Source organism: Streptomyces roseolus, from assembly GCF_014649855.1.
GTDB classification, from domain to species: domain Bacteria; phylum Actinomycetota; class Actinomycetes; order Streptomycetales; family Streptomycetaceae; genus Streptomyces; species Streptomyces roseolus.
Genome location: NZ_BMTV01000037.1, coordinates 53,623 through 65,021 on the forward strand (window position 1 = coordinate 53,623; position 11,399 = coordinate 65,021).

Annotated in this window: 8 protein-coding genes; all 8 read left to right on the plus strand. The window is 74.3% G+C overall.

Annotated elements, in window-relative coordinates; genetic code table 11:
• Nucleotides 1-121 precede the first annotated feature (121 nt).
• The gene (locus IE245_RS32260) at nt 122-1,000 is read left to right on the plus strand and encodes a carbohydrate ABC transporter permease (RefSeq protein WP_189954157.1); all 879 of its coding nucleotides are present in this window, start codon (nt 122-124) and stop codon (nt 998-1,000) included.
• A complete protein-coding gene (locus tag IE245_RS32265; RefSeq protein WP_189954159.1) occupies nt 997-1,926 on the plus strand; it encodes a carbohydrate ABC transporter permease in 930 nt (309 codons plus the stop codon). Before IE245_RS32260 ends, IE245_RS32265 begins: the two co-directional genes overlap by 4 nt.
• The gene (locus IE245_RS32270) at nt 1,923-2,675 is read left to right on the plus strand and encodes a GntR family transcriptional regulator (protein WP_189954161.1); all 753 of its coding nucleotides are present in this window, start codon (nt 1,923-1,925) and stop codon (nt 2,673-2,675) included. The genes IE245_RS32265 and IE245_RS32270 overlap by 4 nt, the downstream gene beginning before the upstream one ends.
• Nucleotides 2,672-3,709: an ROK family protein gene (locus tag IE245_RS32275; RefSeq protein ID WP_189954163.1), complete on the plus strand. Its 1,038-nt coding sequence runs from the start codon at nt 2,672-2,674 to the stop codon at nt 3,707-3,709. Before IE245_RS32270 ends, IE245_RS32275 begins: the two co-directional genes overlap by 4 nt.
• Nucleotides 3,710-3,780: 71 nt before the next feature.
• Entirely contained in the window at nt 3,781-5,373 is a 1,593-nt protein-coding gene (locus IE245_RS32280) for a DUF4127 family protein (RefSeq protein ID WP_189954165.1), read from the plus strand.
• On the plus strand, nt 5,370-7,184 hold the full coding sequence (locus IE245_RS32285; protein WP_189954167.1) for an FAD-dependent oxidoreductase: 1,815 nt from the start codon (nt 5,370-5,372) through the stop codon (nt 7,182-7,184). Before IE245_RS32280 ends, IE245_RS32285 begins: the two co-directional genes overlap by 4 nt.
• Before the next feature lie 70 nt (nt 7,185-7,254).
• Nucleotides 7,255-8,148, plus strand: a complete 894-nt coding sequence (locus IE245_RS32290) for an N-acetylmannosamine-6-phosphate 2-epimerase (RefSeq protein WP_308436644.1) — start codon at nt 7,255-7,257, stop codon at nt 8,146-8,148.
• Nucleotides 8,145-10,859, plus strand: a complete 2,715-nt coding sequence (locus IE245_RS32295; protein WP_189954171.1) for a glycoside hydrolase family 38 N-terminal domain-containing protein — start codon at nt 8,145-8,147, stop codon at nt 10,857-10,859. Before IE245_RS32290 ends, IE245_RS32295 begins: the two co-directional genes overlap by 4 nt.
• Nucleotides 10,860-11,399 lie beyond the last annotated feature (540 nt).

The following is an 11,399-nucleotide window of genomic DNA, read 5'->3' on the forward strand; positions in this document are numbered from 1 at the left end:
CCACCTCCGTCGGAGCCGCCCGCACCGGCCCGCTCCGACGGAGCCACCGAGCCCACCCCGGCGGCGGGGACGCGAACCCTCTGCCGCCGGCCCCGCCCCACCCGCACACCGTGGAGGACCCGTGACCGGCCGACGCTGGTACGCCCCCTGGCTGTTCCTCGCCCCCGCGCTCGCCGTCGCGGTGACGTTCTTCCTCATCCCCTTCGGCAACACGGTCGTCCTCTCCTTCACCGACGCCAGCACCCTCGGCGGCGGCCACTTCACGGGCCTCGACAACTACCGGCGGCTGCTGTCGGACGACGCGTTCTGGCTGTCGCTGCGCAACACCGCTCTGTACCTCGTGGTCGTGGTCCCCCTGATGGTGGTGCTGCCCCTGCTCGTCGCCGTCCTGGTGCAGCGCAGGATCGCTGGAATCGGCTTCTTCCGCGCGGTGTTCTACTCACCGGTCGTGGCCTCGATGGTGGTCGCCGGACTCATCTGGTCCTGGCTGCTGTCCAGCGACGGCCTCGTCAACTCGCTGCTGCGCGCCGTGCACCTCGTTGCCGAGCCGCTGCCCTTCCTCACCGACTCCCGCCTGCTGCTGTTCAGCGCCATGGCCATGACCGTGTGGAAGGGACTGGGCTACTACATGGTGGTCTACCTCGCCGCCCTGGCCAACGTGCCGCGCTCGCTCCTCGAAGCGGCGGAGGTCGACGGTGCGGGACCCGTACGCCGGTTCACGAGCGTCACCGTGCCCCTGCTGCGCCCGACCATGGTCCTCGTCGCCACCCTCTCCGCGATCGCCTCGGCCAAGGTCTTCGCGGAGGTCTACACCCTCAGCGACGGCAGCGCCGGCCCCGGCGGCGAGGCCCGCACCCTCGTCTACACCATCCGCGAGGCGGGGCTCGGCCTGGGAGGGGAAGCCGGCTACGCCTCCGCGATGAGCCTGGCGCTCTTCCTCGGCACCCTCGGCCTGTCCGTCTTCGTCACCCGCCTCAACTCCCGGGAGCAGCAGGCATGAGCGCCCCCACCACGATCCCGCTCGCGGACTCCGCCCACCCGTCCGCGCCGGCCCCCCGCGAGACACCCGCTCCGGTCACGCCCAAGCCGCGCGCGCTGCGCCTGCGCGCGGCCGGAGGCACCGGCGTACGGTACCTGCTGCTCCTCGTGGTCCTGGTCGTCACGGTCGGACCGTTCCTCTGGCAGCTGTCCACCTCGCTCAAGGGCGCCGGCGAGAGCGTCTTCGGCTATCCGCCCCAATTGCTGCCGCACGACCCCACCCTGGACCACTACGCGTCGGCCGCCCGGACCGTTCCGGTCCTCTCGTACGCCTTCAACTCGCTCCTCGTGGCGGTGGGCTGCGCCGTCACCAACTGCCTGTTCGGATCCCTGGCCGGCTACGCCCTGGCCCGGATGCGGTTCCGCGGACGGCGGATCGCCTTCGGGATCTTCCTCGCCACGATGATCATCCCGTTCGAGACCATCATGGTCTCCGAGTTCCTGATGATGCGCTCGTTGGGCCTCAACGACACCCTCGTCGGCGTGATGCTGCCGCTGGCCGTCACCAGCCTGTCCATCCTGCTCTTCCGCAACGCCTTCCTCGGCCTGCCCCGCGAGGTGGAGGAGGCCGCCGTCCTGGACGGCGCGGGGGAGTGGCAGCGCTACGCGAGGATCGCCCTGCCCTCGGTACGCGGCACCACCGCCGTCGTCGCCATCTTCAGCTTCGTCTTCGCCTGGGACGACTTCCTGTGGCCGCTGATCGTGCTGTCGGACCCGGCCAACTACACCCTCACCGTGGGCATCCAGTACCTCTCCGGCACGTTCACCAACGACCAGCGGGTCGTCGCCGCGGGCACCATGATTGCCGTGGTCCCGCTGCTGCTTCTCTTCTTCACCCTGCAGCGGTACTTCTTCCGGGGCGTAGGCGAAGGAGCGGTCAAGGGATGAACACCGACACGGGGACGAACAACGGCCCGGGGACCGAGCGGGAACCCAAGCACGAGGCACTGCGCACCGCCCTGGTGGCGTTGATCGACGACGGCCTCGCACCGCACGAGGCGCTGCCCAGCGAACGCGACCTCATGCAGCGCTACTCGGTCAGCCGGATGACCGTGCGGCGGGCCGTCGAGCGGCTCACCCAGGAGGGCCGCGTCTACCGCGTGCAGGGTGCCGGCACTTTCGTCGCGGACCCCGCCACCATCAGCAAGTCGCTGCACCTCACCTCGTTCTCCGAGGACATCCGCGGCCGACGGATGGTCCCCGACAGCAGGCTCCTCGTCCTGGAACGCACCGAGGCGGACGTGGACTGCGCCCGCGACCTGTTCCTGACCCCCGGCTCGCCGGTGGTCCACCTGGAGCGCCTGCGCACGGCGGACGGCGAGCCGATGTGCCTGGAGAACGTGTGGCTGCCCGAGGCACTCGTACCCGGCCTGGTCGAGCACGGCGAACCGCAGAGCCTGTACAGCTGGCTGGAACAGGTCGGCGCCACGCCGGAGACCGCCGACCAGACCATCCGCGCCACCGTCGTGGGCCCGCGCGAGGCGGCGCTGCTCGACGTCCCCCCGCAGTTCCCGGCACTGCACGTGGAGCGGGTCACCCGGGACATCCGCGGCCGGGCCGTCGAACGGGCCGTCAGCCTCTACCGCGCGGACCGCTACGACTACCGCCTCACGATCAGCAGGGAGCGCCGGGGATGACGACCCGTACGACCGGACCGGGGACCGGGCCCGGCGCCCGAACCGCCTCTGCCTCCCGCGGGCCGGCGGTACGGCTGGGGATCGACATCGGCGGCACCAAGACAGCCGTCGCGGTCCTCGACGAGGGGAGCAGGTTCCTCGCCCGCGCCACGGCCGCCACCCCGGCCGCCGAGGGCGCCGCGGCCGTGTTCGACCGCGTACGGGAACTCGCCATACGGGCCCTGGCCGAACCGGCCGCCGCCGGGACCCGACTGACCGCGATCGGCGTCGGCACGGCGGGAGTCGTGGCACCGGACGGCCGCACCATCGCCTCCGCCACCGAGGCGCTGCCGGGCTGGGCCGGAACTCCGCTCGCGGCCCTCCTCGAGGAGGCGCTGGGCGCCCCCACGTCCCTGCTCGGCGACGTCCAGGCCTTCCTGGCCGGGGAGCTGGCGGCAGGAGCGGCCCGGGGTGCGCGCAGCGCGGTCGCCGTCATGGCCGGGACCGGCATCGGCGGCGCGATCGCACTGGACGGGACGGTGGTACGGGGCAGCCACGGAGCGGCCGGGCACCTGGGCCACGTCCCGGTCGCCGAGGCCCAGGGTCACCGGTGCCCGTGCGGCGCCATGGGACACGTGGAAGCCGTCGCCTCCGGCCCGGCCATGACCGCTCTCCTCCGCCGCGACGCCGCCCACACCGACGTCCAGGACCTGCGCGAGGTCGGTGCGGCGGCCGCCGACGGGAACGCGGCGGCCCGCGCGGTCCTGCGGCGCGGAGGCCGGGCTCTGGGCGCCGCGCTCGCCGGAGTGGTCAGCACCCTCGATCCGGACGTGGTGGTCCTCGCCGGAGGGGTCCTCCACGCCGGCCCCTGGTACGAGGAGGCCGCCCGGGTCGAACTCGCCGCCCGGACCCTCCCCCTGCTGCGCGGGACCCGTCTCGTACGGGCAGGCCTCGGCGCCGACGCGGTCCTGCTCGGCGCGGCCTCGCACAGCGGCGCGACCCCGTACGACGGCTTTGCCTCTCCGACCGACCCGATCCCTCCGGCCGTCCGCTGAACGTCGACCGTGACACGGCCGACGACCACCGCGGAACCGCCCCCGTACGACCCGAAGGACGAGGAACTCCCGTGAGCACCGCCCCCGCGCGCCAGCCCCTGCGCGTCGCCCTGCTCCCGCTCGACGAGCGCCCCGCCTGCTCCCGGCTGCCCGCGCAGATCGCCGCCGTGGCCGGGGCCGAAGTGCTGCTGCCTCCCGCCGCGCTCATGCCGCGGCTGCGTGAACCGGGCGACGTCGACGCACTTGGCGGCTGGCTGGTGAGGGCCGCGTCGAACGCCGACGCCGCGGTGGTCAGTCTGGAGACGCTCGGGCACGGCGGGCTCATCGCCTCGCGCACGCAGCCCCGTACGGTCGCCGAGGTCACCGCGCGCTGGCAGGTCCTAGCCGAGATCGCCGCGGCGGGTACTCCGGTACACGCCGTCACGCTCGTCACCCGGACCCCCGACTCCGACGACGCGATGGAGGAGCCGGAGTACTGGGACCCCCATGGCCCCGCGCTCCACCACCTCTCCGCCGAACTCCACCGAGGAGAAAAGCCCACTGCTTCCCACCCGGACGAGCTGACCGCCGCCCGCGCCGCCGTACCCGCGACCGTTCGCTCGGACTTCGTCCGGCGGCGCCTGCGCAACCACGCCCTCAACCTCACCGCGCTCGAACTCGCGGCCGCCGGCGTCCTGGACAGCCTGGTCGTCGGCGCCGACGACACCGCCTCCTGGGCCCTGGCCACCGCCGAACTCCAGCAGCTCCGGCTCTGGCGCACCCGCCTCGAGACCGAGGACCGGGTGTCGGTCCGCCCCGGCGCCGACGAGGCCACCGCCACGCTCGTCGCCCGCACGCTGCTCGACCTGCTGGACGGCGGACCCGTCACCGTACGGATCGAGGCCGTCGACCCGCACGGACTCGCACGCGTCGCCCCGTACGAGAACATCCCCGTCGGCCGGACCGCGGCCGGTCAGATCGAAGCGTGCGGCGCCACCGTCCACACGGGCCCCGACCCCGACCTGCACCTGCTGGTCCACACCCCGGACGGGGACGGCGACTGGGCCGTGGAACCCCTCACCAAGCGCTCCGCCACCGCGGCACAGGCTGCCCGAGCGCTCGCCGACCGCGCGGCCGAACTCCTGCGCGCGGGCCAGGACGTCGCGGTCGCCGACTGCGCCCAGCCCAACGGGGCCGACCCACTCCTCGTCGACGCGCTGCTCCGGACCGGCCTGGCCCACCGGCTGATGTCCTACGCCGGATGGAACACGGCCGGCAACACCCTCGGCACGGCCGTCGCCCACGCCGTCACCGCCGTCGCCGCCCGCCGGGCGGGCCGGTGCGACGAGCGCGCCCAGCTCGACTTGCTCGCGCACCGGTTCATCGAGGACCGGGGATATATGACAGGGGTGCGTGCCGAGCTCCGCGCCGCACTCGGCAGCACCCCCGGACGGCACGACCACGTCCCCGACGGCCATCCGCTCCTCGACCGGCTCGCCACCGGCCTGACGCGGTACGCCGAGGAGCTCCCCGGCTTCCACGCCCGGATCACACCCGGATCGGTACGCCTGCCGTGGCGACGCACCTTCGAGGCCGACTTCGACGTCACCACCGGCTCCGCGGCTCCGACAGCCGGCGTGACCGTCGCCGCCCCCTCCACCACGACCGCCGAGGAGACCCGGTGAACCAGCCCGCCCCCGACGTCCGCGCCCTCCACACCGATGTCGCCGTCATCGGGGCCGGCCTCGGTGCCGTGGCCGCCGCCCTCGCCGCGGCCCGCGCCGGCCGCGGTGTCGTCCTCGCGGCCCGTCACCACCGACTGGGGGGCCAGGCCACCACCCAACTCGTCCCCGCCCTCGACGAGCACCCCCACGTCGAGACAGGAGGCGTCTCCGCCTCCTACCGCGCCTTCCGCGACCTCATACGCGCCCGGTACGACGGCCTCGCCAACCCCGGCGGCGGCTGGGTCAGCAGGCTCTGCTTCGAGCCCGCCGCCGCCGAGCACGCCATCGAGGCCCTCCTCGCACCGCACGTCGCCTCCGGCCGGCTGACGATCCTCACCGGTGTCGCCCCACGAGCGGTACGGCGCGAGGGCCGGCGCCTCACCTCCGTACGGCTGCACGCCGACGGAGCCGCGGCGCCCGTCGTGGAACTGTTCGCCGAGGTGTTCTGCGACGCCACCGAAGCGGGCGACCTGCTTCCCCTGGCCGGGGCCCCCTGGGTGGTCGGTTCGGAGGGGCGCGACGCCCACGGTGAGCCGCTGGCCCTGCCCGGCGGCCCCCGCCCCGACGCGGTGCAGTCCTGCACCGTCGGCTTCGTCGTCGAACACGTCCCGGAAGGGGCCCCGTGCGCGCCGGTCGGATCCGCGCCGGAGGGGTACGAAGGGTGGCGTGACGGCCAGCCGTTCACCCTGGAGATCGCCGGCTGGGACGACCGCGTCCACCGCTACCGGATGTTCGAGCAAGGCCCCGACGGCCACCCGCCGTTCTGGACCTACCGGCGGCTGCGCGACGGCGCGGTACTGGGCGGCCCCGACGCGGCCCTCATCAACTGGGCGGGCAACGACTACGCCGACCGCTCCTCCGTCGATCACCCCGAAGAGGCGTACACCGAGGCCAAGCGTCTCTCGGCCGCCTTCCTGCACTGGCTGCGCACCGAGTGCCCCCGCGACGACGGCGGCCACGGCTACCCGGGACTGACCCTCGCCCCCCACATCGCGGGCACCCCCGACGGCTACGCCGAAGAACCCTACCTGCGCGAGTCACGCCGGCTGCGGACCGCGACCCCCGTCCGTCAGCAGGACCTGGAGCCGATCCCCGGCCGGGCGCGGGCCGCGAATCGCCCCGACTCCGGCGGCCTCGCGATGTACCACATGGACCTCCACAGCAGAGTCGGCCACCCTGCCAGTGCGTACGCCCCCACGGCCCCGTTCCAGGTGCCGCTCTCCTCGCTGGTCGCCGCCGAACCCGACAATCTGCTGGCCGCCGCGAAGAACCTGGCTGCCACCCAGGTCGCCGCCTCCGCCTACCGCGTGCACCACGGGGAATGGGCCGTGGGCGAGGCGGCCGGAGCGCTGGCCGCCCGGTCGTGCGCACGCGCTCTCCCCCCGGCCCGCATCGTGGGCGAACGGCGCGAGCTGACCCTGCTCCAAGGGCAGTTGGCCGCTCACGGCGTACCGCTCGCCTGGACCCTCGACGTCCCACCCGGCGATCCCCGGTTCGCGGCCGTGCAGCTGCTCGCCGGCGCAGGGGCGCTCACCGGACGGCGGGCCGCCGAACTGGACGTCCGACCCGAGGACCCGGCGGACGCCGCAGACCGGCACGCACTGCACACCGCCGCGGCCCGTCTGCTCGGCGACCCGACCACCATCATGCTGCCCGACGCAGCTCCGGCGGACACCGCCATGCGATGGGGCGACCTGGCCGTGACACTGGCCGATCGCGTCCAGCGTGCCTTGGGCCGGCCCGCCCGCACGACCCACGGCGCCCATGCCTGACACCGCGACGCCTGCCGGGCGCGTGACGCCCGCCGGGCCCGTGACCACCGCCATCACCGAAAGGGACCCGGTGCCCCCCACCCGTACCTCCCACCCCGCCAGGACCACGGCCGCCCTGCGTGACCTGGCCGGATCGCTGGTCGTCTCCTGCCAGGCGCTGCCCGGTGAGGCCCTGCACGGCGCGGACATCATGGCCCGGATGGCGCGGGCCGCCGTGGCCGGCGGGGCCGCGGCCGTCCGGATCAACGGGCCCGAGGACGTCGCCGCCGTACGGCAGGCCGTCGCGGTGCCGGTGATCGGACTGTGGAAGGACGGCGACGACGGTGTCTACATCACCCCGACGTTGGAGCACGCCCGCCGGGTCGCGGAGGCCGGCGCGGATCTCGTGGCCATCGACGCCACCCGGCGGCCGCGCCCGGACGGCCTGAGCCTCGCGGACACGATCGAGGCGCTGCACCGCCTCGGGATCGGCGTGCTCGCCGACGTCTCGACGCACGAGGAGGGCGTGGCCGCCGCGGCGGCGGGCGCCGACGCCGTTGCCACCACCCTCTCCGGCTACACCGCGTACAGCACGCCGCCGGACGGCCCCGACTTCGCACTCGTCGCCTCACTCGCCGCCGTCCTCGCCGTTCCCCTCATCGCCGAGGGCCGCGTCGGCACTCCGGAGGAAGCAGTCCGCGTCCTGACACTCGGCGCGCACGCCGTGGTGGTCGGCGGCGCGATCACCCGACCGACGGCTATCACCGCACGCTTCGCCGCCGCCCTGCCCCGGGCCGCTGCACCCCTGTCCGGCGCGGTGGAACCCGAGCGGACAGCGGCGCCCGGAACCGCGGCGGCACGCGGACCCGAGGCGACGTCCGGCCCCGAGGCGACCCCCGAGCTCACCGCACCGCCCCCGCCCGTACCGTCCCCGCACGCACCGACCCCGGTCGCCCGCCGGACCGCAGAGGAGCCCACCGCATGAGCACCACCCTCCCAGGCGTCCCCGTTCCCGCCGGCGACCCCGGGCCCCGCACGGCAGTGGCCGACGCGGCCCCCGAGTGCCACGTCGTCACACACGTCCACTGGGACCGCGAGTGGTACCGCCCCTTCGAGGCCTTCCGCGCCCGCCTCGTCGAACTCGCCGAACGCGTCTGCGCCGAACTCGACGACGGCCGGATGAAGTCCTTCCACCTCGACGGCCAGACGATCGTCCTCGCCGACGTCGAAGCCCTCCGCCCCGACCTCGCCGAGCGCCTGCGGGACCACGCGCGCGCCGGCCGCCTGACCCTCGGCCCGTGGCACGTCCTCGCCGACAACCAGCTCGTGTCCGGCGAGAACCTGATACGCAACCTGCTGACCGCCCGCCGCCTGGCCCCGGGCACCCTCGCCGGCGTCGGCTACTCCCCGGACGCCTTCGGCCACCCCGCCGACCTGCCCCGGCTGCTGCGCGGCTTCGGCATGGACACCGCCCTGGTCTGGCGCGGCGCCCCCGACGGCGTGGCCCGCTTCCGCTGGCGCTCTCCCGACGGCTCCGAGGTCTTCGCGGTCAACCAGGGCTACCACGGAGCGGAGGTCCTCTGGGCCGACGGGCCCGCCGGCCCCGACGCCGCCGACCGCCTTGGGGGCTTCCTCCGCACCGAACACGCCCGTCTGCCCCACGGACCGTGGCTGCTGATGAACGGCGGCGACCACCTCGCGCCCTCCGGGCCGGGCGCACGCATTCGCGAGGCTGCGGGCGGCGCGGCGGCCACCGGCGCCGTGCTCCACGAGAGCACCCTGGAGGACTTCTTCGCGGCGGCCCGCGCCGCGGCCGACACCCGTGCGTCGCACGGCGACCCGCTGCCCGTCGTCGAGGGCGAACTCCGCGAACCCGCGGGGTACCTGACCTTCATCCTTCCCGGCACCCTCTCTGCCCGTACCTACCTCAAGCAGGCCAACGCCTCCGCCCAGAACCTCCTGGAGCGCTGGGCCGAACCGGCGCTCGCCCTCCACGCACCCGACGACCTCACCCTGCGCGCCGACCTCGACCACGCCTGGGAACTGCTCCTGCGCAACGCCCCGCACGATTCGCTGTGCGGGTGCAGCGTGGACGAGGTGCACCGCGAGAACGCCGTCCGCTACGAGCGCGTGCACCAACTGGGCGAGCACGTCGTCAGCCGTGCCCTGCTCGCCTCCGGACTCGACGTCCGCGCCTATGGCGACCCGGCCCACGACCACACCGACCTCGCCGTGCTCAACCCCCACCCGGACGGCGCCGGCGGCCCCGTCACGGTCGACCTCCTCACCGCGCCCGGGCGCCACCCCGTCGCGGTCACGGCCCCGGACGGCCACCCCGTCCCGTTCGAGGCCGAGGCTCTCGGCGTCGAGACGGCCTTCGAGGCCGACCTCGACCTGCTGCCCGATTCCCGCCCCGCACTCCGCCACCGCCTCCACCTGAACGTCCCGGCAGTGCCCGGCCTCGGCCGGACCGTCCTGCACGTCCGGCTCGGCGACGCACCGGCCGACGGCGCCGTCGCCAGGACGGTCCCCCACGCCCGTACGATCCCCGCGCCCTGGGGCGGCGACCTCACCGCGGCCGACGACGCCTCGCTGACCCTGGCCCGCGCCGACGGCAGCGAGCTGGCGGGACTGGGCCTGCTCACCGACGGAGGCGACAGCGGCGACACCTACAACTACGACCCGCCCCAGCAGGACACCGTGATCACCCCCCTGCTGGTCGCGTCCCGCACCCGCACCTCGGCCGTACGCACCGTCCTGGAACTCGACGCCGTACTCGACCTCCCCGTCGGCATCACCCCTGACCGCACGAGCCGCAGCGAGCGGACCGCAGCGGTCCCGGTCCGGATCGAGGTCGCACACTGGCACGGTGATCCGCTGCTGCGTTGGCACATCGCCCTCGACAACACCGCGCGGGACCACCGACTGCGCTTCCACGCGCCCACCCCCCATGGAGCGGACACCTGGACCGGCGACGGACAGTGGAGTCTGATCGAACGCCCGGTCCGCCCCGATCTCGGACCCCTGCCCACCGAACGCGGCCACGAAGCCGTCTGCGGTTCCGCCCCCGTGCAGAGCCTCGGCGCGGTCGGGCGGGGCACGGACCGCACGGCCCTCTTGGCCCCCGGCCTGCCCGAGATGCGGGCACTCGCCGGCGAGGAGACGGCGACCGGAGCCGAGCAGGAGATCGCGGTCACCCTGCTGAGGTCCGTGGGCTGGCTCTCCCGCTTCGACCTGCGCAGCCGCACCACCGGAGCCGGCCCGATGCTCGCGACCCCCGAAGCCCAATGCCAGGGCCCGCAGAGCTTCGACCTCGCGCTCGCCCTCGGGGAGGCTGTCGCCACCGACACCGGTCTCACTTGCCTGGCCGCCGCTTTCCGTACGCCTTTGCGCGCCTGGCAGCTGCGGCCGGGAACCACCGCCGAACCGTCCTCCGGCGCTATCCGCGTCGAGGGCGCGCTGCTGACGGCACTCAAGCCTGCCGAGGACCGCGACGGGCTGATCCTCCGTCTCGGCAACCCCACCCCGGTGGCGTCGGAGGCCCGGGTCCACGTCCCGGCCGACACGCTCCTCGTGCCCGTCCGGCTGGACGAGCGGCCCACCGGGCAGGAGGCGGTGCGCCAGGGCGCGAAGGAGTCCACCTGGAACCTGGCGCCCTTCGCCACCCTCTCGCTCCGGATCCGGGAACGGGACTGAGAGGCCGTGATCCGCGCCCGCGGCCAAGCGGGAGCGGGGCCCGACGGCGGGCGGGAAAGCCGCCCGCCGTCGGAGCGACGCGGTCAGGCGATCGCGTGAAGGAGGGCAAGTAGCCGTACTGCCGACCCTTGCTGTTGGGGTGGTAACTCTCGTCCATGGGGATACGCGTGCTGTGGATCCACGCGTCTCCCGGGCAGATCTCGTGGCCGCTGAACGCGCTGCGCACGTCAACGAACCGGTGCCCGGCGGCTGCCGCCCTCTGGCTGATGACGCTGCACGCTCACGCGGGGACACGTCGCAGGCGAAGCCCGAACGAGGTCGAAGGGAGGGTCGGCTGCGGCGTCGGGCCCGTGGATTCCTTGGGAGGAGCCGGGATCCGGCGGGAGGGACCGCGTCGTGGGCCGGTGGTCCCTCGTCGACCAGGCGAGTAACAGATGATTCTGAAGATGCCTCGCGGGCTCTTGCCCTAGGGTCTGTTGTGAAAGTGCTGGTCACAGCCACTCGTTGATGGCTGCGACCAGCACGGTCGCTTCGTAGCGG